We start from the raw sequence: 23,539 nt of genomic DNA, 5'->3' as shown, positions 1-23,539 counted from the left end.
TACATTGGTAGGAAACGATCCTAACCACTGTCGCCGGTGTGTCGCTAGATGAGCCGGGCGAAGTGGTACTGCGGTTTCCTGATGACCATGGTGATCTCATCGTGCGTCGCAGGGTAGCGTCCCCGGCTGAGCTTGGCGGCCAGACCGACCGCCGCGCTGCCGATCCGGCCCATGGCGGGCCCGCTCGTCGCCGTCTCCTCGTCCATGACCAGCAGGCCACGGGTGAGGCAGAAGGCGTGCATGCCTCCGGCCGAGGCCAGCGGCTCGTAGACGGCGGGCAGTGGGCCGGGCGTCCCCGCCGCCACCAGATGCCGCCAGACCAGCCGCCGCGCCCACGCCGGGATGACCCGGTCCAGGATTCCGTAGGCGGAGTCGCGGTCGCGCATCCGCAGCAGCACCAGGCCGCCCGGTCGCAGCGCCTGCAGGAGCCGGTCCAGCACCAGCTCGGCGTGCTCGATCCGCTCCAGCAGGAACGAGAGCTGGATCACGTCGAACGACCTGGGCGGCAGCGGGGCGGAGCGCAGGTCGCCCAGCGCCCAGGTGGTCAGGTCGGCCCGCTCCTCCACGACCCTCCTGATCGCCGGCCGATCCTCATCGACCCCCGACGCCCGCGTCTCGATCCGCTCCAGGACCAGCGGCTCATGCGCACACCCGGCGACCAGCACATCAAGCCGCCGGCCCAGCTGCCCCGCCCACTGCTCCCGTACGCGCTGATCGAACAGATCGCCCTTCGGGACTACCGATCGCACCTCAGACATGTGACCCACAGTAATCAATAAATGCCCGAGAGTAATGCACATCGCTCCTGGTAGCGTCCGGAACTCCCTTCGGAGGTGAGAGATGCGGGTGTACGTGGGGAACGCGGTCACGGACGGAGCTGGGGACGACGGGTGGCTGCTGGGCCACTTCAAGCCCGACGGCGACATCAGGCACAGCCGCGACGTCGAGATCAAGTGGGGCGTGCACGCGGCCGGCGAGGAGCGGGCGCGCTGGGTGACCGGTGAATGGCGCACCGCGCTGCTGGTGCTGATCAGCGGTCGGTTCTGGGTCGAGTTGCCCGGTCGAAGCGTGCTGCTGGCCGAGCGCGGCGACTACGTGGTGTGGGGCGAGGGGGTCGACCACTCCTGGCGGGCGGAGCAGGAGTCGGTCGTCATGACGGTGCGCTGGCCCAGTGTCGCGGGCTACAAGGTGCCGTAGCGGGTGCACGGTGGTGGGCAAGTAGGCTGGTACGCAACACCCCCGTGCTGGCTTGGCCGGGGGTAGTCGTGTTGCCATCTGGGGCCTATCTGATGAGTCTTTCCGGACTGCTCGACCTCCTCACCGCTGATCCGAAGCTGACCGCAGCCCTGGAGCAGGGCGGCGACGTCTCCCTGGTCGCGCCCGCCTCCCTACGGCCGTTCGGCGTGGCCGCGCTGGCCGGTCACGACCAGCGGACCGTGCTGGCCGTCACCGCGACCGGCCGCGAGGCCGAAGACCTGGCCGCGGCGCTGACGAGCCTCATCGAGCCGAGCTCGGTGGCCGTCTTCCCCGCCTGGGAGACGCTGCCGCACGAGCGGCTCTCGCCCCGCTCCGACACGGTGGGGCAGCGGCTGGCCGTGCTGCGGCGGCTCGCGCACCCGGTCAAGGGCGACAGCGCCGCCGGGCCGCTCAACGTGATCGTCGCGCCGGTCCGGGCACTGCTGCAGCCGATCGTGCAGGGGCTGGGCGACCTGGAGCCGATGCGGCTCAAGGCCGGCGACGACGCCGATCTGGACGGGGTCGTCGCCAACCTCGTCGGCAACGGCTACCACCGGGTCGACATGGTGGAGAAGCGGGGTGAGGTCGCCGTGCGCGGCGGGCTGCTCGACGTGTTCCCGCCGACCGAGGAGCACCCGCTGCGGCTGGAGTTCTGGGGCGACACGGTCGAGGAGATCCGCTGGTTCAAGGTGGCCGACCAGCGCTCGCTGGAGGCGGCGGAGGACGGCCTGTTCGCGCCGCCCTGCCGGGAGCTGCTGCTGACCGAGGAGGTCCGGGACCGGGCCCGCGAGCTGGCCGAGCATCATCCCGCGCTGGCCGAGGTGCTCGACCAGCTCGCCGAGGGCACGCCGGTCGAGGGCATGGAGGCGTTCGCGCCGGTCCTGTGCGGTGAGATGGACCTGCTGATCGACCACCTGCCCGCCAGGGCGGCCGTGTTCGTCTGCGACCCCGAGCGGATCAGGGGCCGGGCCGAGGAGCTCGTACGCACCTCGCAGGAGTTCCTGGAGGCGTCCTGGATCACCGCCGCGGCGGGCGGCGAGGCGCCGATCGACCTGGGCGCGGCCGCGTTCCGCACGCTGGAGGAGATCCGCGACCACGCGGACTCGCTGGGGCAGCCGTGGTGGTCGATGGCCCCGTTCGGCAGCGGGATCGAGATGGCCGCGCACGACTCCGAGGCCTACCGGGGCGACACCAGGAAGGCGCTCGACGACATCAAGGGCTGGCTCGCCGAGGACAAAGCGGTGGTGCTGCTCAGCGAGGGGCACGGACCGGCCGAGCGGATGGTCGAGCTGCTCAAGGGCGTGGACGTTCCCGCCCGTCTGGTGAAATATCTGGATAAGGCGCCCGAGCCTAAGGTGGTGCACGTCACGACCGGGCTCATCGAGCACGGCTTCATCACCCCCGGCCTGGCCGTGCTCACCCACCTCGACCTGGTCGGCCAGAAGGCGTCCACCAAGGACATGCGCCGCCTGCCGTCGCGCCGCCGCAACATGGTCGACCCGCTGCAGCTCAAGGTCGGCGACCACGTCGTGCACGAGCAGCACGGCGTCGGCCGCTACATCGAGATGGTGCAGCGCACCGTCCAGGGCGCCACTCGCGAATACCTGGTCATCGAGTACGCCAAGGGCGACCGGCTCTACGTGCCCACCGACCAGCTCGACGAGGTCACCCGCTACGTCGGCGGCGAGGCGCCCTCGCTCAACCGGATGGGCGGCGGCGACTGGGCCAAGGCCAAGTCCCGGGCGAAGAAGGCGGTCAAGGAGATCGCCGGCGAGCTCATCCGCCTCTACTCGGCGCGGATGGCCTCACCCGGCCACGCCTTCGCCGCCGACTCGCCGTGGCAGCGCGAGATGGAGGACGCCTTCCCCTACGCCGAGACGGGCGACCAGCTCGAAGCCATCGACGAGGTCAAGCGCGACATGGAGCGCGGCGTCCCGATGGACCGGCTGATCTGCGGCGACGTCGGCTACGGCAAGACCGAGATCGCGGTGCGGGCGGCGTTCAAGGCGGTGCAGGACGGCAAGCAGGTGGCCGTGCTGGTGCCGACCACCCTGCTGGTGCAGCAGCACCTGTCCACCTTCGCCGAGCGGTTCTCCAGCTTCCCCGTCGCGGTCCACCCGGTGTCGCGCTTCCAGAGCGACGGCGAGGTCAAGGGCACTCTCGAAGGGCTGCGCACCGGCGCCGTGGACCTGGTGATCGGCACCCACCGGCTGCTCAGCCCCGAGGTCAGGTTCAAGGATCTGGGCCTGATCATCATCGACGAGGAGCAGCGGTTCGGGGTCGAGCACAAAGAGGCCATGAAGCACCTGCGCACCCAGGTCGACGTGCTGGCCATGTCGGCCACGCCGATCCCGCGCACGCTGGAGATGGGGCTGACCGGCATCCGGGAGATGTCGACGATCCTCACCCCGCCGGAGGAGCGCCACCCCATCCTCACCTTCGTCGGGCCGTACGACGAGAAGCAGATCACCGCCGCCATCAGGCGCGAGCTGATGCGGGACGGGCAGACCTTCTTCGTGCACAACCGGGTGGCCTCGATCAACCGGGTGGCCGCCCGGCTGCGCGAGCTCGTCCCTGAGGCCCGGGTGGCGGTCGCGCACGGGCAGATGAACGAGCAGCAGCTCGAAAAGATCATGGTCGGGTTCTGGGAGCGCGAGTACGACCTGCTGGTCTGCACCACGATCGTGGAGTCGGGCCTCGACGTGCCCAACGCCAACACGCTGATCGTCGACCGGGCCGACAACTACGGGTTGTCGCAGCTCCACCAGATCAGAGGCCGCGTCGGGCGGGGCAGGGAGCGGGGCTACGCCTACTTCCTCTACCCGCCGGAGAAGCCGCTCACCGAGACCGCGCACGAGCGGCTGGCGACGATCGCCCAGCACACCGAGATGGGCGCGGGCATGTACGTCGCGATGAAGGACCTGGAGATCCGCGGCGCCGGCAACGTGCTGGGCGCCGAGCAGTCGGGCTTCATCGCGGGCGTCGGCTTCGACCTCTATGTGCGGCTCATGTCCGAGGCGGTCCAGGAGCAGAAGGCCAAGCTGTCGGGCGAGCCCGTGCAGGAGGAGCAGCACGACGTCAAGGTCGAGCTGCCGATCAACGCGCACATCCCGCACGACTACGTCACCTCCGAGCGACTGCGGCTGGAGGCGTACAAGCGCATCGCCGCGATCTCCAGCGCCGACCACATCGGCGAGGTCCGCGACGAGCTGACCGACCGGTACGGCAAGCCGCCCGCCGAGGTGGAGAATCTGCTGGAGGTCGCGCGGTTCCGGATCATGGCCAGGCGGGCCGGGCTGACGGATGTCACGCTGCAGGGCCAGAACATCAAGTTCGGTCCCGCGAGCCTGCGCGAGTCGCAGCAGGTCCGGCTGGACCGGCTCTACAAGAAGGCCATCTACAAGCAGGCGGCGCAGACGCTGCTGGTGCCGGTGCCCAAGACCAAGCCGCTGGGCGGCCGGCCTTTGCGAGACCTGGAGTTGCTGACATGGTGTGGCGATCTGGTCGAGGCGATGTTCCTCGAGCCGGCACGGGTAAGCTAGCGGCGATTTTTGGCGGAAAGGGAAGCATGTGAAGTCGATTCGAGTGGCTCTGGCCGCTACCGCCGCGGGGGCGAGCCTGTTCGCGCTGACGGCCTGCGGGACGGCTGTCGAGGCCGGTGCCGCGGCGGTCGTCGGGGACCAGCGCGTCTCCGCCCAGGATCTGAAGACCAACGTTCAGGAGTTCGAGGCCGCACTGCGCAAGGCCCAGATCGATCCGGGGCAGCTCGGCGTGCCGATCTCCCAGTTCGTCCTGTTCCGGATGACGAACCAGATCCGCTACCAGCAGATCGCCGACAAGCACGGCGTCACGGTGAGCGAGACGGAGATCGACCAGGCGCTCAAGCAGCCGGGCCAGCAGCAGTCGCCCGAGATGAACCTGCTGACCAAGGGCGTCTCGCCGGCCAACCCGCGCCCCTACCTGCGGGCCGAGCTCGGCGCCGCCAAGGTGATCGAGAAGTGGGGCGGCACCCAGAGCCAGGCCGCCGCGGCGAAGTGGAACGAGGAGTACAACGCGGTCAAGCCCGTCTTCAGCCCCCGCTACGGCACCTTCACGCCGGACCAGGGCTTCGTCGACGCGGGCCGGTTCGGCACGCCCGCGCAGCCGCCACAGCAACAGCAGCCGCCACAGCAACAGCAGCAGCAGTAGGGCCGGGCATGCCGCTCGTCGTCGTCACCACCTCGCCGCGCGTCCCGCCGGGCCTGCTGAGCCACCAGGCCTGGCAGGCGTTGCGGTCCGGCCAGGTGCTGACCGGCTCACCCGCGCACCCGCAGCTGCCCTACCTGGCGGAGGCGGGCGTCGAGGTCACCGTCGTGACCCCGGACGCGGGGGAGCTGGCCGGCCGGGCGGTGCGGGAGACCGTGGTCTGGCTCGCCGCCGGCGACGACGCGGACTTCATGCGCGCGCTCGGCCACGCCGCCGTCGCGCTCGCGGACCCGCCGCTGATCGAGGTGGTGCCCGGCTCCTACGACCTGCCGGGCGCCCGGGTGCTCGACCTGGTGGCGGTGATGGACCGGCTGCGCACCGAATGCCCGTGGGACCGTAAGCAGACGCACGAGTCGCTCGTGCCGTACCTGCTCGAAGAGGCCTACGAGGTGCTGGAGACCATCGAGGACGGTGACTATCCGGCGCTTCGTGAGGAGCTCGGTGACCTGCTGCTCCAGGTGGTGTTCCACGCCCGGGTGGCCGACGACTTCGACATGGACGACGTGGCCGCCGGGATCGTCGAGAAGCTGGTGCGCCGCCACCCGCACGTGTTCGGCTCGGTCCGGGCGGAGACGGCCGACGAGGTGAACGACAACTGGGAGACGATCAAGGCGGCCGAGCGGGCGGCCAAGGGCAGCCGGTCGCTGCTCGACGGCGTGCCGATGGGGCAGCCGGCGCTCTCTCTGGCCGCCCAGCTCGTACGACGGGCCGAGCGGGCTGGAGTGCCCCCCGGGCTCGCGTCGGCGATCGGCCAGGGGATCGCCCGGGAGCTGTTCGACCTGGTCCGTCGCGCCCAGGAGGCGGGCTTGGACGCCGAGGCGGAGTTGCGCGCGGCCGCCCGCTCCTACCGCGATCGGGTGCACGCCTGGGAGTCCCGGCAGTCCTGAGTCGGTAGCGCCACGCATCCCGAAATGCCAGGATTTACCCGTTACGGGGGAGGTCTCTGATGTCTCGGTTACGCCAGTTGCACCATGGCGAGCTGCGCGAGGTCGCGGGCTATCGCATCCTGCACGGCCTGGGGGACGGCGGGCAGGGATCGGTCTACCTCGGCGAGGACCACGGCGGGCGGCAGGTGGCCGTCAAGATCCTGCACGCCAGACTGCTCGACGACCGGCGGGCGACCCGCAGGTTCCTCCAGGAATGCGAGCTGGCCGAGAAGGTCGCCGCCTTCTGCACGGCCAAGGTGATCGGCTCCGGCCTCGTGGCCGGCCGGCCGTTCATCGTGAGCGAGTACGTCCCCGGCCCCTCGCTGCACGAGGCGGTGGCCAAGGACGGCGCCAGGGCGGGCGGCGCGCTGGAACGGCTGGCCGTCGGCACCGCCGCCGCGCTGAACGCCATCCACCGCGCGGGCATCGTGCACCGCGACTTCAAACCGGCCAACATCCTGCTGAGCCCCGACGGTCCGAGGGTGATCGACTTCGGCATCGCCAAGGCCATGGAGGCGGGCACCACCGCCAGCAGCGTGGTCGGCACCCCCGGCTACATGTCGCCCGAGCAGATCGCCGGGAAGGCGGCCACCGCCGCCTCCGACATGTTCAGCTGGGCCTCCACCATGGCGTACGCGGCCACCGGCAGAGCCCTGTTCGCCGGCGAGTCGATTCCGGCGGTCATGCACCGCATCCTGACCGAAGAGCCCGACCTGCCGGAGGTGGCCGAGCCGCTCCGCTCGTTGCTGGCCGGCTGCCTGGACAAGCGGCCCGCCGCCCGCCCGACGGCCGCCGACGTCCTGCACACGCTCATGGAAGGCGACGAGGGCCTGCGCCGGTACGGCGGCGGGCTCCCCGGCGCGGCGACCCGCCGCCCCGCCCGCGCCCGCCGCCTCGCGACGGGCGCACGAGCCGAGATCCGGCCGGTACGCACAAAGCCGCCCCAGCGGCGTCGGCCCGCGACCGGCGAGGTGCCGAAACCGTCCCAGGGGGCGCGGCCCGCCTCCCCGGTGCGCCGCAGGCGGGCCAAGGCGGCGGGGGCCGTGGCGGTCACGCTGGTCGGCGGTGTGACGGTGGGCCTGCTGTGGCGCGGGTCGGTCAGTCCTCCTGCCAACACGTCTCCTTCCAACGCCGCCGTGGCCGAGCAGTACGGCAGGCCGTTCGGCCTCGGCAAGCTCGTCGACGCGCTGGCGGTCGGCGTGCTGGACGGCAGGACCGTGGTGGCCGCCGCCGCTCCCCAGGCGCGCAACGTCCAGCTCTGGGACCCCGCCACGGGTGAGCGGCTGGCCGTCTCGCCGTCGTCGACCGCCGCCTCGGGCGTCACGGCTCTGGAGTTCGTCCAGGTCGGCGGGGTTCCCTCGGTCGCCTGGTCCAGCGCGGACGGATCCGTCTCGCACTGGGCGCCCGGCTCCGCGGTGGTGACCGCCAAGGTGTGCGGCAGCGACGCCGTGCTGGCCGTCGTGCCGGGGCAGGACGACCCGGTCGTCGCCGTCGGCTGCGCCGATGGCCGCCTGCAGGGCTGGGACCTGCGTACCGGAGAGAAGGCCGGCCCGTCGCGTGCCTCGAAGGAGCCCGTCTCCCAGCTCGCCTGGACGGGGGAGGGGGACCTGGTGGCTTTCAGCTCTCGGTGGAACGGCCTGCGGCTGGCCCCGTTGCGAGGCGGCGCCAAGGAGGTGACGGGTGACGTGACGGGCGACGTGCCGGGTGACGTGACGGGCGAGGTGACGGCGATCGCCGCCGCCGCCGGACAGCCGGTGGCGGTCGGCGTCCGCGGCCGGGGCGCCGACCTCTTCGACCACCGTACGGGCCGGCGGACGTGCGCCGTCAGCGCGCCGGAGCTGACCAGGCTGGCCATGACCGGCCGTGGGCTGCTGTTCGGGGGCGGCGGTGCCGTGCTGCAGGTGTGGGACACCGCCTCCTGCGCGCCACTGGCCTCCCTGCCCGTGCCGGACCAGGTCACCGCCCTGGCCACAGGGGTGATCGGCGGTCGTCAGGCGGTGGTGGCGGCCGCCGGGGGCATGATGCGCGCGTGGACCGTGCAGGGTGGACGCTGAGCGTACCGATAGGCTCAGAACGCATATTGCCTTTCGAATTAGGAGCGCATCCCGTGGCTACCATCGAGGTCGTTTACGCTCGCGAGATCCTCGACTCCCGGGGCAACCCCACGGTTGAGGTCGAGGTGATTCTCGACGACGGCAGCACCGGCCGTGCGGCGGTGCCCAGCGGCGCGTCCACCGGCCAGTTCGAGGCCGTCGAGTTGCGTGACGGCGACGCGCGTTACGGCGGCAAGGGCGTGCAGAAGGCCGTGCTGGCCATCACCGACGAGATCTTCGACGAGGTGCACGGCGTCGAGGCCGAGGACCAGCGCATCGTCGACCAGATCATGATCGACCTGGACCGGACGCCCAACAAGGCCAAGCTCGGCGCCAACGCCATCCTGGGCGTCTCGCTGGCCGTGGCCAAGGCCGCCGCCGACAGCGCCGACCTGCCGCTCTTCCGATACGTCGGCGGTCCCAACGCCCACGTGCTGCCCGTGCCGATGATGAACATCCTCAACGGCGGCGCGCACGCCGACACCAACGTCGACATCCAGGAGTTCATGATCGCGCCGATCGGGGCGGAGACGTTCCGTGAGGCCGTGCGCATGGGCACCGAGGTCTATCACGCGCTCAAGGGCGTGCTGAAGGAGAAGGGCTACGCGACCGGCCTGGGCGACGAGGGCGGTTTCGCCCCCAACCTGCCCTCCAACCGCGACGCGCTGGACCTGATCCTGGTCGCCATCGAGCGGGCCGGCTACACCCCCGGCACGGACATCGGCCTGGCGCTGGACGTGGCCGCCTCCGAGTTCCACAAGGACGGCGTCTACACCATCGACGGCAAGGGCCTGTCGGCCCAGGAGCTCATCGCCTTCTACGCCGACCTCGTCGACAACTACCCGCTGGTCTCCATCGAGGACCCGCTGGACGAGAACGACTGGGAGGGCTGGCACGCGATCACCGAGGCGCTCGGCAGCAAGGTCCAGCTCGTCGGCGACGACCTGTTCGTGACCAACCCGGAGCGGCTGGCGCGCGGCATCAAGGAGGGCACCGCCAACTCCCTGCTGGTCAAGGTCAACCAGATCGGCACGCTGTCGGAGACGCTCGACGCGGTCGCCCTGGCCCACCGCAGCGGCTACACCTGCATGATGAGCCACCGCTCCGGCGAGACCGAGGACACGACGATCGCCGACCTGGCCGTCGCGGTCAACTGCGGGCAGATCAAGACCGGCGCCCCGGCCCGGTCCGACCGGGTCGCCAAGTACAACCAGCTGCTGCGCATCGAGGAAATCCTCGACGACGCCGCACGCTACGCGGGTCGCGGGGCTTTCCCGCGTTTCCAGCGCTAGTTTCGGGTACGGCCCGCGGCGGGGCGACATGCCCGGCCGCGGGCCGCGCCGGAGCCGTACGACGGATTGGGGGGTGCTCAGCATGGCGAAGAGGCCGCAGCTGACCGGCAGGGCCGCCATCCTCGCGATCGTGGTCTGCGCGATCGCGATGAGTCTCGCCTACCCCGTGCGCGAATACATCGCCCAGCGCCGCAACATCGCCGAACTTCGCGAGGAGAAGGCCAAGGTCGAGGCGGAGCGGCAGAAGCTGGTCGCCGAGAGCGAGCAGATCCGCGATCCCAACTGGATCAAGCGCACGGCCAAGGAGCGGCTGCACTACTGCGGGCCGGGCGAGAAGTGTTACGTGGTGATGGACGCGACGCCGGGCAAGGGCGAGACGGCCGTGAAGCAGGCCGCCGTGCTCCCGCCGTGGTATCAGACGCTGTGGGAGTCGGTCGAGGCGGCCGACACCGGCAAGGGACGCAGAGCGGGAGCAGAGGAGAAGGCAGGCGTTGGAGAGCAGTGACGTGGAGGCGGTCGAGCGGCAGCTCGGGCGGCCGCCCAGAGGGCTGCGCGGCGTGGCGCACCGCTGTCCGTGCGGAAATCCGGACGTGGTCGAGACCGCGCCGCGGCTGGCGGACGGCTCGCCCTTCCCGACCCTCTACTACCTGACCTGCCCCAAGGCGGCCTCCGCGATCGGCACCCTGGAGAGCTCGGGGCTGATGCGGGAGATGCAGGCCAGGCTGGCCACCGACGACGAGCTGGCGGCGGACTACGAGGCCGCGCACCACGACTATGTCGCCAGGCGCGACAAGGTCGCCGAGGAGGCGGGCCTGGAGCCGCTCCCGCGCGACATGCAGAGCACCGGCGGCATGCCGAAGCGGGTCAAGTGCCTGCACGCGCTCGTCGCGCACGAGCTGGCGGTGCCGGGCGCCAACCCGTTCGGCCGGGAGGCGCTGGACGCCCTCCCCGACTGGTGGAGTGACGGACCATGCGTGTAGCGGCCATCGACTGCGGCACCAATTCGGTGCGCCTGCTCGTCGCCGACGTCGAGGACGACACGCTGACCGAGGTCGAGCGGCGGATGGAGATCGTACGACTGGGTCAGGGGGTCGATGAGACCGGCCGGCTGGCGCCTGAGGCGCTGGAGCGGACGTTCGGCGCGATGCGCGGCTACCGCAAGCTGATCGACCAGCACCGCGCGACGGTCACCAGGGTGGTCGCGACCAGCGCCACCCGCGACGCGGCCAACCGGCAGGAGTTCGCCGACGGGGTGCGGGCGATCTTCGGGGTCGAGCCGGAGGTGGTCTCAGGGGCGGAGGAGGCCGAGTTGTCGTTCACCGGCGCGACCAGGGGCCTGGTGCGGCTGTCGCCGGAGACGGAGGTGCCGCAGGGACCGCTGCCCCCCTACCTCGTCGTGGACATCGGCGGCGGTTCGACCGAGTTCGTGGTCGGCTCCGCGCACGCCGAGGCGGCAGTCTCGGTCGACATCGGGTGCGTCCGGCTGACCGAGCGGCATCTGCGCGCCGCCGGGGATCCGCCCTCGGCCACGGCGCTGGAGGCCGTGGTGGCCGACATCGAGGCGGCCCTCGACCGGGTGGAGGCCGAGGTGCCCGTACGGCGGGCGCACACGCTGGTGGGGCTGGCCGGTTCGGTGACGACGGTCGCGGGCATCGCGCTCGACCTGCCCGCCTACGATCCGGAGCGCATCCATCACTCCCGGATATCGGCCGAGCAGGTGCACGAGGTGACGCGCAGGCTGCTGTCGATGACCCATGGTGAGCGAGCGGCCGTCCCGGTCATGCATCCCGGACGAATTGACGTGATCGGCGTCGGTTCCCTGATTCTTGACCGCGTTGTGCGACGCTTCGAGTTTCCGCAGGTAGTAGTCAGTGAACATGACATTCTTGATGGAATTGCCTGGTCTATAACTTAAGAAAAGCGGCTAAATCGGGACATATCCCCTTAGGGGGATGTGTTGAGTATGCAATCCGTTTTGTGCTTTAGTGAGCGCGTGCATTGCGGGGGCTTTGCCATATTGTCGGACACTGATGATGTCGACGTGGCAACCGTTCCCGGGTGCGTCCTCCCCTCCACGGAACGGAGCACTCCTGTCATGAAGTCCTCTGCGTTAGCGCGGAAGGCGGCGGCGTTCGGCGCCTCCACCGCCATGCTCGCCGGTCTGGTGGCCGGCCTGGCGGTCAGCCCCGCCCAGGCGGCCACGGCCGGGCCGGCGGCCAAGCCCGCCACCGGCGCCAAGGTGTCGGTCTCCAAGCCCAAGGTGTCGACCGGCGACTACCAGGGCTCCTGTCCCGTCGACGTGAAGTTCACTTCGACGATCAAGGTCAAGCCCGGCAGCAAGAGAACGACGGTGGCCTACCGCTGGCTGCACGGCGACGGTTCCAAGGGCAAGGTCAAGACCGTCACCTTCAAGGGCACTCGCACCAAGTCCGTCACGGTGAGCGAGCGCGCCACCATCGGTGACGAGCTCAAGGGCTGGCAGGCCCTGCAGGTGCTGAGCCCGCGTAAGGCGACCTCCAAGAAGAGCTACTTCTCGGTGTCCTGCCTCAAGCTGGACGCCAAGAAGCCCGAGGCGCGGGTCTCGGCCCGGGCCTGGGCGAGCCCGGCTCACTACGCGGGCGCCTGCACCCCCGGCACGAAGATCGACATCGTCGGCAGGATCACGGTCGACCGTCCGTCGTGGGTTCGCTACCGCTGGCTCGTCAACGGTGAGGTCGCGGACTACGGCAAGATCAGAGTCCGGGACTCGCGTACCGTCAGTGTCGGCGTCTCGCCCCGCCACAGCCAGCGCGGCTCGGCGGTCCTCGAGGTGCTCAGCCCTGACCGCACCACCTCCAACCGGGCCTACTACAAGGTCTGGTGCAAGGACTACACCCCGCACCCCGTTCCGTCCGCGAAGGTGGGCGTCAGTGGTCTGGCCACCTCGACCGACCGGAACGCCTGCGAGGTCGGTGCGAGCGCGACCATCCACAGCACCGGTTCCGCCCGCGTCCAGTACACCTGGTCGCTGAACGGCCGGACCGTCTCCAGCGGCCAGAGCTTCTTCCACCGCCGTGGCTCCGAGAGCGTCGCGCTGCCCAAGCAGGCGCTGAGGGGTCCGGCGAAGGACGGCGGCGCCATCATGCTGTCGGTGCAGGGTCCGAACAACAGCGACTCGATCCTGCAGCGCTACGAGGCGTGCGCCAAGCCGGTGCCCGTGGCCACGGCCTCGGCGACTCCCTCGGCGACTCCCTCTGCGTCGCCTACGGCGTCCGGGCTTCCTTCCGACGCGCCGACCAAGTAGATGTGCCACGGCTGATCGACGTCTCCGGCAAGGTCACGACGATCCGCTTCGGCAGCCCCTGCCGACAGGGGTGAGCGGTTTCCGACCGGGTGGTGCCCCGTGCGCCACCCGGTCTTCCCTGTCCGGCGGTTCCCCTCATCGGGCACCATCGGTGTCATGAGTTTCGCGGGCGGCTCCCCCGATCGGGCACCATCGGTGTCATGAGTTTCGTTCCGCCCGGCACCGGCTGGCCCGACGATCCGGCGACCGCCGACACCCCGATCGCGCACGACCCGGCGGACGTGCGCCGGCTCGCGGCCGGCAGCGACTCCCTCGCGGAGCTCACGGCCAGGCAGTCGGTCTGCCGGGCCTGCCCCCGCCTGGTGACCTGGCGCGAGGACGTGGCGGTGGCCAAACGGCGGGCGTTCGCCGAGGAGACCTACTGGGGCCGGCCCGTCGCCGGCTGGGGCGACGAACGTCCCCGCATCCTGATCGTGGGGCTGGCCCCGGCCGCGCACGGCGGCAACAGGACCGGGCGGATCTTCACCGGCGACCGCAGCGGTGACTGGCTGTTCGCCTCGCTGCACCGCACCGGTCTGGCCACGCAGGAGACCAGCACGTACGCCGGCGACGGGCAGCGCCTGATCGGCGCCAGGATGCTCGCGTCGGTGCGCTGCGCTCCGCCCGCCAACAAGCCGCTCCCGCAGGAGAAGGCGACCTGCCTGCCGTGGATGGCGCGCGAGATCACGCTGGTCGCGCCCACCGTCCGGGTGATCGTGGCGCTGGGCGGCTACGCCTGGCAGGCCATGTGGCCGGCGCTCAAGGACGCCGGCTACGCCCTGCCGCGTAGCAGGCCGCCGTTCGGGCATGGGGTAGAGGTCCCGATACGGCACGGGGAGGCGAGGGTCACGCTGCTGAGCTGCTATCACCCCAGCCAGCAGAACACCTTCACCGGCAGGGTCACCGCCGCGATGCTCGACGAGGTCTTCACCAGAGCGGGGGAGCTGGCAGTGTGACGCGTTGCATCATCCCGGCATTGGCCTTTTGCCCGACGGAGACGTAGTCTGCTTGTGAAAGCTTTCACAAGCCTTTCGGATGGGGCCTCAGGATGAGTCAGCACATTTTGATCGTCGGCGGCGGCTACGTCGGCCTCTACACAGCACTGCGCCTGCAGCGCAAGCTCGCCAAGGAGTTGCGCAGCGGCGAGGTGCGCATCACGATCATCGACCCCCAGTCCTACATGACCTACCAGCCGTTCCTGCCAGAGGCCGCCGCGGGCAACCTCTCGCCCCGGCATCTGGTCGCCCCGCTCCGGCGGATCCTGCCCAAGGTGCAGATTCTCAACGGTCTGGTCACCAAGGTGAACCACGCGGGGCACACCGTCACCTTCCAGCCCGCGGAGGGCGCGGCGCGCGACATCGCCTACGACGTGATCGTCATGGCGGCCGGCTCGATCTCCCGTACGCTGCCGATCCCCGGTCTCACGGACATCGGCATCGGCTTCAAGACCGTGGGCGAGGCCATCGCGCTGCGCAACCGCGTGCTGCACCTGCTGGACGTGGCCGAGTCGACCGACGACCTGGAGGTGCGCCGCAGGGCGCTGACCTTCGTCGTGGTCGGCGCGGGCTTCGCCGGCGTGGAGGCGCTGGCCGAGCTCGAGGACATGGCCAAGGACTCCACGCGCTACTACCGCAACCTCACGCCGGCCGACGTCCGCTGGGTGCTGGTCGAGGCCACCGACCGGGTGCTGCCCGAGGTGGGGCCGGAGATGGGCAAGTGGACGCTGGAGCAGCTGCGCGAGCGCGGCATCGACGTCAAGCTGAACACCCGGCTGGAGTCGTGCGAGGGCGGCCATGTGGTGCTCTCCGACGGCTCGGAGTTCGAGGCCGAGACGCTGGTGTGGACCGCGGGCGTCAAGCCCAGCCCGGTCGTCGCCGACAGCGACCTGCCGCTCGACGAGCGCGGCCGGCTCAAGGCCACGACCAAGCTCACCCTCGCGGGCACCCGCGACGCCTTCGCCGCCGGTGACGCGGCAGGGGTGCCCGACGTGACCAACCCGGGCCAATACTGCGCGCCCAACGCCCAGCACGCGGTCCGCCAGGCCAAGGTGCTGGCCGACAACATCATCCGGTACCTGCGCGGGCAGGAACTGGTCGATTACCGCCACAAGTATGTCGGGTCGGTCGCCGGTCTCGGCCTGCACCAAGGCGTCGCCAACGTCTACGGGGTCAAGCTTCGCGGATTCCCTGCATGGTTCATGCACCGCACCTACCATCTGTCGCGGGTGCCGACGCTGAACCGCAAGGTTCGTGTCGTCGTCGACTGGACCCTGGCTCTGTTCTTCAAGCGGGAGACCATCTCGCTCGGCGAGATGGAGCACCCTCGCGAAGGATTCAGGGCCGCGGTCAAGACGATGCGTCGCTAGCCCCTCGCGTGCAGCGCCCCGGCGATCGCTCACGCCGGGGCGCTTTCGGCACCCACCGAACCGATCGGAAGGGGATCCACCGGTGGGGCTATCAGCGGTGACCGTGCTAGGGGTGGACAGGCCGGGTGTGATCGCCGCGGTCACCGGTTCGCTCGCCGACTGCGGGGCCAACATCCAGGACTCGACGATGACGTTGCTCGGCGGCCATGTGGCGATGATGCTGCTGGTCTCGGGCGATCTGAGCCCCGACGAGCTGATGAAACGGCTCTGCGCCCCCGATCTGGTGGTGACGGCCTCCGCCGTGCAGGTCCACCGCCACTTCCGCGGGCACAGCGACGGCCTCGGCTACGTGCTGACCGTCCACGGCCCCGACCGGCCGGGCATCATCTCCGGCATCAGCGCCGTGCTCGCCGCCGACGGCGGCAACATCGCCGGCATGAGCACCCGCCTCACCGGCCGCCTGTACGTCCTCATCGCCGACGTCGAGCTGCCCGAGAACGTCGACGTGGCCGCGCTCATGCGCAGGCTGGCGGCCGTCGGCACCGGGCTCGACTCCGAGATCACCTTTCGCCCGGTCGAGCCGGACGTGCTCTGAGCCCACCGGGGGACCGTGTCACCGACACCGTCAGGAGGATCGACGTGCCCGACCGTCCAGCTCCCCCCAGCGTCGGGAACGCCCGGTGAACGGCCCGCCAGGGACGGTCCGTCAGGTGCTGGGCGCCCCCGACCCTGTCCTGTCCACCCCGGCCGAGCGGGTGGACCCGACGGCCCCCGAGGTGGTGGCCGCCGCGGCCGATCTCCTGGCCACCCTCCGCGCCGAACCGGCGAGAACCGGCCTGGCAGCCCCCCAGATCGGCCTGAGCTGGCGTCTCATCGCCTTTGACGCCGGTCGCCACCCCCGGAGCCGCTCCTGGGCCGGAGAGCTCGTCGTGGTCAATCCTCGCCTCACGGAGGCCTCCCGCTGGCACTGCGGCCGCGAGAGCTGCACGTCCGTGGAGGGGCTTATGGCAGATGTACGCCGAGCGTCCCGTATCACGCTGGATGGGCGTTTGCCAGGAACCGGGAAGCCCGTCACCATCGAAGCTGATGCTTTCGAAGCTCGGTGTATTCAGCACCAACTGGACCATCTGGACGGCGTACTCTTCCTGGACAGAGTGTCTGGAGCCCTATCACTTCATCGCAGACTTCACAGTTGTGACGCCTGATACGAAGTTGTGCTCCTCGGAAGCATGGTCCGTTTCGTATGATTGCGGCGCCCCCGTAGCCCAATGGCAGAGGCAAACCCCTTAAAAGGGTTGCGGTGCGGGTTCGAATCCCGCCGGGGGCACCGACCATCTACCATCGGAAATGCTCTCGAATTGGCCCCGTTGACCTTGGGAACTTCCCGGCGGGCACGTTCGTTGACCACCTGCTTGGAGTCTCGAAACCACATAGATCATGAGTGCGAGTTGACCTAGGTGCCGTCCGGTCCCATAGGCTCGGCGCACAGGAGGCAGCGATGCAGAGCAGAAACCCCGTTTTCAGTAGGTCACGGCAGTCGGCGGGCTGGGGCGCCCCGTCTCCGACCCCCGACCAACTGCGGAACATGTACGACGCCCCTTCCTACGCCCCGCCGACCGAGCCCGCCTTCCGGGCCATGACGCTGGACGACGTCGTCGTCCGCAGCTTCATGACGCTGGGCACCCTGGTCGTGGCCGCGGCCGCCGCCTGGTATCTCGATGTGTCCCCCGGTGTGGCCATCGGCGCCGCCATCGTGGCGCTGATCCTCGGTTTGATCGTGTCCTTCACGCAGAGCAGCAACCCGGCTCTGATCCTGGGCTACGCCGCCTTCGAAGGCGTCTTCCTGGGCACCATCAGCAGCCTGTTCGAGGGCCAGATCAGCGGCATCGTGATCCAGGCGGTCCTCGGCACCGCCATGGCGTTCGGCGGCGTGCTGGCCGTTTACACCCTGAGGATCGTCCGCGTCACCCCGAAGATGGTCAGGTACGTCATCGCGGCGGCCATCGCGGCGCTCGGCCTGATCCTCGTCAACCTGGTGGCCGGCTTCTTCGTCCCCGGCGGGCTCGGCCTGCGCGACGGGGGCACGCTCGCCATCGTGTTCAGCGCCGCGATGATCCTGCTCGGCTGCTTCTTCCTGCTCCTCGACTTCGACTCGATCGAGCAGGGCGTCAAGCAGGGCGCCCCGGCCAAGTTCGCCTGGCAGTGCGCCTTCGGGCTCACCCTGAGCCTGGTCTGGATCTACCTTGAGGTGCTCCGCCTGCTCAGCTACTTCACCAGTAGCGACTGATCCCGCGTCACGACGACGACAGGGCCCCGCCACACTTGGCGGGGCCCTCTCGCTGTGCTAGTGGAAATTTACCTGCATAACGAAATGATCACAGCTTGGGGCCTTGTCATTCGGCAACCGGTGTTGCAGGGTCAAGCAAAGGACCTTATTCCGCGGAGGTGCCCATGTCCTTGAACCACTCAATGGAGACGCAGACGAAGCTCATCGCAAGGGTCCCGACCATAACGGGACGCGAACTCCCCGAGTGGTTCCTAGCCATCGACAACGGTCCATCCTTCCTGAGGTGTGACGAGCGGGCCAACTGGCTCGCCGACGAGCACGGCCTGACCCACGGGTACGCGGCCGCGATCGTGCACGAACACGAGCGGTTCCGCCGTAACCGCATGGGCTTCATCTAAGCCCACGGCCGTCCTGCGCCCGTGTCGCCCGGCACGGGCGCAGCGCCATGACTACGGCCGACCGCCGCAGATGACCGTCACGTACGGAAGAGTCGGCCCCCACGTACAGCAGCACCGGCCCCGGCCGCCACGGATGACCGTACGTGCGGCGGGGCCGGTGCGCTGGTCAGCTCAGGCGCTCCAGGATCATCGCCATGCCCTGGCCACCGCCCACGCACATCGTCTCCAGCCCGATGCTCTTGTCGTGGTGCTGCAGGCTGTTGATCAGGGTGGAAGTGATGCGGGCGCCCGTCATGCCGAACGGGTGGCCGACCGCGATGGCGCCCCCGTTGACGTTGAGGCGGTCGAGGTCGATGCCGAGGTCCTGGTAGGACGGGATGACCTGGGCGGCGAACGCCTCGTTGATCTCCACGAGGTCGATGTCCTCGATCGCCATCCCGGCGCGGGACAGCGCCTGCCGGCTCGCGCCGACCGGGCCGAGGCCCATGATCTCGGGCGACAGGCCGGTGACGCCGGTCGAGACGATCCGGGCCAGTGGCGTGATGCCCAGCTCCGCGGCCTTCACATCGCTCATGATGACGACCGCCGCGGCGCCGTCGTTGAGCGCGCAGCAGTTGCCCGCCGTCACGGTGCCGTCGGGGCGGAAGACCGGCTTGAGCGCGGACACTTTCTCGTAGGTGGTGCCGGCGCGCGGCCCGTCGTCCTTGCTGACCACGGTGCCGTCGGGCAGCGTGACCGGGGTGATGTCCTTCTGCCAGAAGCCGTCGGCCAGCGCCTTCTCGGCCAGGTTCTGTGAGCGTACGCCGAACTCGTCCTGCTCCTCACGGCTGACGCCCTTGAGCTGGGCGAGGTTCTCGGCCGTCTGGCCCATCGCGATGTAGATGTCGGGCACCGTGTCGTCCTCGCGCGGGTCGTGCCAGCTGTGGCCGCCCTGCCCGGCCGTCTTGGTCCTGGTCATGGCCTCGCTGAAGACCGGGTTCATGGTGTCGGGCCAGCTGTCGGAGCTGCCCTTGGCCAGCCGGGACACCGTCTCCACCCCGGCCGACACGAACACGTCGCCCTCGCCCGCCTTGATCGCGTGGAACGCCATCCTGGTGGTCTGCAGCGACGAGGAGCAGTAGCGGGTGATCGTGGTGCCGGGCACGTCGTCGAGGCCCAGCATCACCGCCACCACGCGGGCCATGTTGAAGCCCTGCTCGCCGCCGGGCAGGCCGCAGCCCAGCATGAGATCGTCGATCGTGTGCGGATCCAGCTGGGGCACCTTGGCCAGCGCCGCCTGGATCATCTGCACGGTCAGGTCGTCGGGGCGGATCTCCTTGAGCGACCCCTTGCCTGCCCGCCCAATGGGCGAGCGGGCGGTTGCGACGATGACTGCCTCGGGCATGGCCCCTCCTTTGTCAGCACAGCACTAGAACTATATTCCGATATCCCTTCTGTCATGACATCCGCGCGATGGTTTTTCGGTAGCGGGGCGTCAGCCGTACATGCCGGGGGCGGTGGCGGTGCGGTCGTTGGTGGCGTGCACCCCGCCCTTCTCGTCGCGCCACAGCCGCCAGCCGAGCTGGCTGCCGGTGAACCACGACGGTGGGGCGGCGGCGTCGGCGATCCGCTTGCCGGTGGCGAGGTCGTACTCGCACAGGGCCGCGGTGGAGTAGAAGCCGGGGGCCTGGCCGCGCAGGGGGAGAGGCTTGGGGTCGGTCACGCAGAAGGACCATCCCCGCTGCTCCTCGACCGGCACCGGCTTGCCGGTGGCGAGGTCGAAGGTGCTGCCCTGGTGGTCGTGCTTGAGGAAGCCGAGCTTGTCCATGCGGTTGGGGAAGGCGAGCCACCAGCCGGAGCCGGGGACGTCGGCGGCGGTGATCTGACCCACCACGCGGCCGGTCCCGGAGTCGAGCCTGGCGAAGCCGCCGTAGGCGCCCTGCCGGTCGACCGGGCGGACGACGGGGGCGAAGCCGGGGCTGCCGCTGGGGTAGACGCGCACCACCGAGGGGCGCATCCAGTTGATCGTGCCGTCGCCGATCTTGACGGAGAACAGGCCGAAGGTGGAGACCTTCTTGGTCTTCGGGTTGGTGTACGGGGCGACGTAACCGATGAGGTCGTCGCCGGTGGCGCCGAAGGCCCAGCCGCCGGACATATCGATGCCGGGGCCGAGCGCCTGCTCGATGGGCTGCTGCCACTGGAGCTTGCCGGTCTTGAGGTCGTAGGACTCGATCATCGGGTTCTTGGCCAGGCGCAGCATCAGGACCCGTTCGCGGTCGGACCACTCGACCTCGGCGATGCCGGGCAGCTTCCACTTGAGCTCGCCGGTGTCCGGGTCGAGCACGACCACGCGGGCGCCCGCCGTGGCGGTGTGCTCCGACAGGCAGACGTACGGGCCGCAGCGCTGGGGGCCGAAGGTCGAATGGATCGGCCTGGTCCACTTCTGCTTGCCGGTGCGGGCCTCGCGGGCGACGAGGGTGGCGTTCCAGCGGCCCTTCCTGGCCGGGTCGAGGGCGACGATCGTCGATCCCTTGGCCGTCTCGACGAGGGCGGGGGCCGAGACGCCCATGCCGGGCAGGCGGCCCGCCATGGTGGCGGGGTGGGCCCAGAGTTTCTTGCCGCCCGCGAGGTCGAGCGAGATGGTCTCCAGTGCGCCGTCGGGCTTCATGGCGGTGGTGGTCACCACTCCGCCGGCCGCAGCCATCCGGCTGACGGCGTTGATCTCGGTGTTGTGCCAGGTCGGATAGGTGGCGGTGGCTGCGTCGCTGTTGGAACAGCCGGCCAGGGCCAAGGTCCCGGCGAGTGCGAGGGCCGGTTTCGCGAGAGGCCGGAGCACGGGCAATTCACTCCAAACTGGGGAACACGAGTGACGGCTCCAGCGCGGAGGGTGACCGGTTTCAGGCGTCGTTGAGCCCCTCCCCGAGTCGCCGGCGGAACAACGTCGCCCACTTTCCGTGGGTGCCGCTGGTCCGCCCGGCGACCCGGGTCGCGGACACCTCGGTGCCGGGCTCCTCCGCGGCTGTCGCCGCCGCGAGGTAGATCGGTTGCAGTCCTTCGCCGCGCGCGGGTCGCGGCTCGGGCCACAACGCCAACGCAGCGCACACCGAAGGTAGCACCGCGTAAGCGGCCTGTGCGTAACCTCGGGCAGATGGATGGAAACGATCCGGTCCGAACATTTCGCCCGGGTTTGTGTGGAATTCCGGTCCAAGAAGGTCGGCGAACGCCACCGTGCGGCCGCCCGCGTCGACCACCGCGACCGTCTGCGCGGCGGCGATCTGGCGGCTCCAGCGCCGGGCCACCCAGCGCAGCGGCTGGGCGAGCGGCCGGACCGTGCCCAGGTCGGGGCAGGTGCCGACGATCACCTCGGCGCCCGCCTCCCGCAGCCGCCGGACCGCTTTGCTCAGATGCCGGACGGCGGTGGCGGGCGAGGTCGCGGTGATGACGTCGTTGGCGCCGACGAAGAGCACGGCCACGTCCGGCTCCATCGCCAGCGCGGTGTCCACCTGCTCGTCCAGCTCGGCGGAGGGCGCCCCCGACTTGCCGACGACGCAGAGCCGGACCGGGCGCTCGGCGACCGCGGCCAGCCCGTGGGCGAGCATGACCGCCGGAGTCTTGGCGGCATCTGTCATGCCGAGCCCGATAGAGGTGGAATCGCCCAGCATGGCCAGTTTGATGGGCGTACCAGGGTAGTCCCCGTAGTCGCCGTCGGCCGGCGGGCCGTCCAAGCCGTGCGGGCGCCCGATGGTCTTCCTCGCCAGCAGGCTCTCGGCGAGCAGCAGTCCGTAGGCGGTGGCGCCGAGCGCCGTGAGGCCGCCGCCACCCAGCGCGGCGGCCGTGGCGATGCGTCGTGCCGCGCGTGCCGTACCCGCTGCCCAGACCACGTGTGCCCTCCTAGCCGAACACGGCGGTAGCGTTTGCATGAAACTAGCCGAGGGCCTGCCACCTGCACGGGATCTCGGCCTCTGATCTGCTGACAAAGCTTTGGCAAAGAAGGTGAACACCTCGGTGCGCGTTTATGATTCCCTGGTCGAGTTGATGGGCAACACCCCACTCGTCCGGTTGCACAAGGTTTCGGCGGGATTGCCGGCCCAGGTGCTCGCCAAAGTCGAGTACTTCAACCCCGGCGGGTCGGTCAAGGACCGCATCGCCGTCCGCATGATCGACGCCGCCGAGGCCTCGGGCGAGCTGCGGCCCGGTGGCGTCATCGTCGAGCCGACGTCCGGCAACACCGGCGTCGGCCTGGCCATCGTGGCTCAGCAGAGGGGCTACCGGTGCCTGTTCGTGGTGCCGGACAAGGTCGCCCAGGACAAGATCTCGGTGCTGCGCGCGTACGGCGCGGAGGTGGTGGTCTGCCCGAGCGCCGTCGCGCCCGAGCACCCGGAGTCCTATTACTCGGTCTCCGACCGGCTGGCCCGCGAGATCCCCAACGCCTGGAAGCCGGACCAATACTCCAACGTCAACAACCCCGACTCCCACTACCACTCCACCGGGCCGGAGATCTGGGAGCAGACCGAGGGCAGGATCACCCACTTCGTCGCGGGCATCGGCACCGGCGGCACGATCAGCGGCACCGGCCGTTACCTCAAGGAGGTCTCCGGCGGCAGCGTGAAGATCATCGGCGCTGACCCGGAGGGCTCCGTCTACTCGGGCGGCTCCGGCAGGCCGTACCTCGTGGAGGGGGTCGGCGAGGACATCTGGCCGGCCACGTACGACACCAAGATCTGCGACGAGATCATCGCGGTGTCCGACAAGGACTCCTTCAACATGACCCGCAAGCTGGCCCGCGAGGAGGCGCTGCTGGTCGGCGGCTCCTGCGGGATGGCCGTGGTGGCGGCGCTCCAGGTGGCGGCCACGGCCGGACCGGACGCCGTGGTCGTGGTGCTGCTGCCCGACGGCGGCCGCGGCTACCTGTCCAAGATCTTCAATGACGACTGGATGGCCGACTACGGCTTCCTGACCACCTCCTCGGATGAGGGCCTGGTCCGCGACGTGCTCGCCCGCAAGGGGGAGAGCCTGCCCAACTTCGTGCACGCGCACCCGCACGAGTCGGTGGGCACGGCCATCGCCACCATGCGCGAATACTCGGTGTCCCAGCTTCCGGTGATGAACGAGGAGCCGCCGGTGATGGCGGCCGAGGTGGTCGGCTCGATCGTCGAGCGCGACCTGCTCGACGCCCTCTACCACGGCAAGCTCACCTCCGACGACCTGGTCTCGCAGCACATGTCCGCGCCGCTGCCCATGATCGGCAGTGGCGAGCCGGTGGCGATGGCGGTCGAGGCGCTGAAGTCGGCGGACGCCGCGGTGGTGCTCGAAGACGGTAAACCCGCCGGCCTGCTCACCCGCCAGGACCTGCTCGCGTTCCTGGCCGACCACTAGCGGTGATGTCCCCCGCCCGG

Annotated in this window: 21 protein-coding genes and 1 tRNA gene; 18 read left to right on the top strand and 4 right to left on the bottom strand. The window is 70.0% G+C overall.

What is annotated here, in order from left to right; all coding sequences use genetic code 11:
• Positions 1 to 44 precede the first annotated feature (44 nt).
• Positions 45 to 758, bottom strand: a complete 714-nt coding sequence (locus IEY87_RS28920) for a class I SAM-dependent methyltransferase (protein WP_189141950.1) — start codon at positions 756 to 758, stop codon at positions 45 to 47.
• A gap of 82 nt (positions 759 to 840) precedes the next feature.
• On the opposite strand from IEY87_RS28920, the gene IEY87_RS28915 reads away from it, so the two are divergent.
• The 17 genes from IEY87_RS28915 to IEY87_RS28835 all read left to right on the top strand — a co-directional run bounded on the left by IEY87_RS28915 (position 841) and on the right by IEY87_RS28835 (position 18,164).
• On the top strand, positions 841 to 1,197 hold the full coding sequence (locus IEY87_RS28915) for a signal peptidase I (protein WP_189141949.1): 357 nt from the start codon (positions 841 to 843) through the stop codon (positions 1,195 to 1,197).
• Between the two features lie 92 nt (positions 1,198 to 1,289).
• Positions 1,290 to 4,778: a transcription-repair coupling factor gene (gene mfd, locus IEY87_RS28910; protein ID WP_189141948.1), complete on the top strand. Its 3,489-nt coding sequence runs from the start codon at positions 1,290 to 1,292 to the stop codon at positions 4,776 to 4,778.
• Between the two features lie 28 nt (positions 4,779 to 4,806).
• Entirely contained in the window at positions 4,807 to 5,424 is a 618-nt protein-coding gene (locus IEY87_RS28905) for a SurA N-terminal domain-containing protein (RefSeq protein WP_189141947.1), read from the top strand.
• Between the two features lie 8 nt (positions 5,425 to 5,432).
• Entirely contained in the window at positions 5,433 to 6,368 is a 936-nt protein-coding gene (locus IEY87_RS28900) for a nucleoside triphosphate pyrophosphohydrolase (protein WP_189141946.1), read from the top strand.
• A 59-nt stretch (positions 6,369 to 6,427) separates the two neighbouring features.
• Positions 6,428 to 8,461: a WD40 repeat domain-containing serine/threonine protein kinase gene (locus IEY87_RS28895; protein ID WP_189141945.1), complete on the top strand. Its 2,034-nt coding sequence runs from the start codon at positions 6,428 to 6,430 to the stop codon at positions 8,459 to 8,461.
• A gap of 53 nt (positions 8,462 to 8,514) precedes the next feature.
• A complete protein-coding gene (eno, locus tag IEY87_RS28890) occupies positions 8,515 to 9,792 on the top strand; it encodes a phosphopyruvate hydratase (RefSeq protein ID WP_189141944.1) in 1,278 nt (425 codons plus the stop codon).
• 82 nt (positions 9,793 to 9,874) lie between these two features.
• Positions 9,875 to 10,297, top strand: coding sequence for an FtsB family cell division protein (locus tag IEY87_RS28885; protein ID WP_189141943.1), 423 nt, complete (start codon positions 9,875 to 9,877; stop codon positions 10,295 to 10,297).
• Positions 10,284 to 10,772 (top strand): DUF501 domain-containing protein, encoded by a 489-nt coding sequence (locus IEY87_RS28880; RefSeq protein WP_189141942.1) that lies wholly within the window; start codon positions 10,284 to 10,286, stop codon positions 10,770 to 10,772. Before IEY87_RS28885 ends, IEY87_RS28880 begins: the two co-directional genes overlap by 14 nt.
• The gene (locus tag IEY87_RS28875) at positions 10,763 to 11,707 is read left to right on the top strand and encodes a Ppx/GppA phosphatase family protein (RefSeq protein ID WP_189141941.1); all 945 of its coding nucleotides are present in this window, start codon (positions 10,763 to 10,765) and stop codon (positions 11,705 to 11,707) included. Before IEY87_RS28880 ends, IEY87_RS28875 begins: the two co-directional genes overlap by 10 nt.
• A gap of 180 nt (positions 11,708 to 11,887) precedes the next feature.
• Positions 11,888 to 13,075 (top strand): hypothetical protein, encoded by a 1,188-nt coding sequence (locus IEY87_RS28870; protein ID WP_189141940.1) that lies wholly within the window; start codon positions 11,888 to 11,890, stop codon positions 13,073 to 13,075.
• Positions 13,076 to 13,275: 200 nt separating this feature from the next.
• Positions 13,276 to 14,070: a uracil-DNA glycosylase gene (locus IEY87_RS28865; protein WP_189141939.1), complete on the top strand. Its 795-nt coding sequence runs from the start codon at positions 13,276 to 13,278 to the stop codon at positions 14,068 to 14,070.
• A 92-nt stretch (positions 14,071 to 14,162) separates the two neighbouring features.
• The gene (locus IEY87_RS28860) at positions 14,163 to 15,479 is read left to right on the top strand and encodes an NAD(P)/FAD-dependent oxidoreductase (protein WP_189141938.1); all 1,317 of its coding nucleotides are present in this window, start codon (positions 14,163 to 14,165) and stop codon (positions 15,477 to 15,479) included.
• Positions 15,480 to 15,591: 112 nt separating this feature from the next.
• A complete protein-coding gene (locus IEY87_RS28855) occupies positions 15,592 to 16,074 on the top strand; it encodes a glycine cleavage system transcriptional repressor (protein WP_225277744.1) in 483 nt (160 codons plus the stop codon).
• 85 nt (positions 16,075 to 16,159) lie between these two features.
• The gene (locus tag IEY87_RS28850; RefSeq protein ID WP_189141936.1) at positions 16,160 to 16,684 is read left to right on the top strand and encodes a peptide deformylase; all 525 of its coding nucleotides are present in this window, start codon (positions 16,160 to 16,162) and stop codon (positions 16,682 to 16,684) included.
• Positions 16,685 to 16,733: 49 nt separating this feature from the next.
• Positions 16,734 to 16,806 (top strand) — tRNA-Leu (locus IEY87_RS28845).
• A gap of 171 nt (positions 16,807 to 16,977) precedes the next feature.
• On the top strand, positions 16,978 to 17,766 hold the full coding sequence (locus IEY87_RS28840; protein WP_189141935.1) for a Bax inhibitor-1/YccA family protein: 789 nt from the start codon (positions 16,978 to 16,980) through the stop codon (positions 17,764 to 17,766).
• 164 nt (positions 17,767 to 17,930) lie between these two features.
• Complete coding sequence (locus tag IEY87_RS28835) at positions 17,931 to 18,164, top strand: DUF4287 domain-containing protein (protein WP_189141934.1); 234 nt, start codon at positions 17,931 to 17,933, stop codon at positions 18,162 to 18,164.
• A 166-nt stretch (positions 18,165 to 18,330) separates the two neighbouring features.
• Here the strand turns inward: IEY87_RS28835 and IEY87_RS28830 are convergent, their stop codons facing one another.
• The 3 genes from IEY87_RS28830 to IEY87_RS28820 all read right to left on the bottom strand — a co-directional run bounded on the left by IEY87_RS28830 (position 18,331) and on the right by IEY87_RS28820 (position 22,024).
• Positions 18,331 to 19,548 carry an acetyl-CoA C-acetyltransferase gene (locus IEY87_RS28830; protein ID WP_189141933.1) on the bottom strand — a complete coding sequence of 406 codons (1,218 nt, stop codon included), beginning with the start codon at positions 19,546 to 19,548 and terminating at the stop codon, positions 18,331 to 18,333.
• Between the two features lie 90 nt (positions 19,549 to 19,638).
• The gene (locus IEY87_RS28825; protein ID WP_189141932.1) at positions 19,639 to 20,979 is read right to left on the bottom strand and encodes an outer membrane protein assembly factor BamB family protein; all 1,341 of its coding nucleotides are present in this window, start codon (positions 20,977 to 20,979) and stop codon (positions 19,639 to 19,641) included.
• Between the two features lie 61 nt (positions 20,980 to 21,040).
• The gene (locus tag IEY87_RS28820) at positions 21,041 to 22,024 is read right to left on the bottom strand and encodes an SGNH/GDSL hydrolase family protein (RefSeq protein WP_225277746.1); all 984 of its coding nucleotides are present in this window, start codon (positions 22,022 to 22,024) and stop codon (positions 21,041 to 21,043) included.
• A 124-nt stretch (positions 22,025 to 22,148) separates the two neighbouring features.
• Here IEY87_RS28820 and IEY87_RS28815 point away from each other — a divergent pair, with 124 nt between their 5' ends.
• Positions 22,149 to 23,519 (top strand): cystathionine beta-synthase, encoded by a 1,371-nt coding sequence (locus tag IEY87_RS28815; RefSeq protein ID WP_189141930.1) that lies wholly within the window; start codon positions 22,149 to 22,151, stop codon positions 23,517 to 23,519.
• Positions 23,520 to 23,539 lie beyond the last annotated feature (20 nt).

It is taken from the genome of Nonomuraea glycinis (genome assembly GCF_014646515.1).
Taxonomy (GTDB): Bacteria; Actinomycetota; Actinomycetes; order Streptosporangiales; family Streptosporangiaceae; genus Nonomuraea; species Nonomuraea glycinis.
This window is presented reverse-complemented; position numbering and strand designations above follow the sequence as displayed.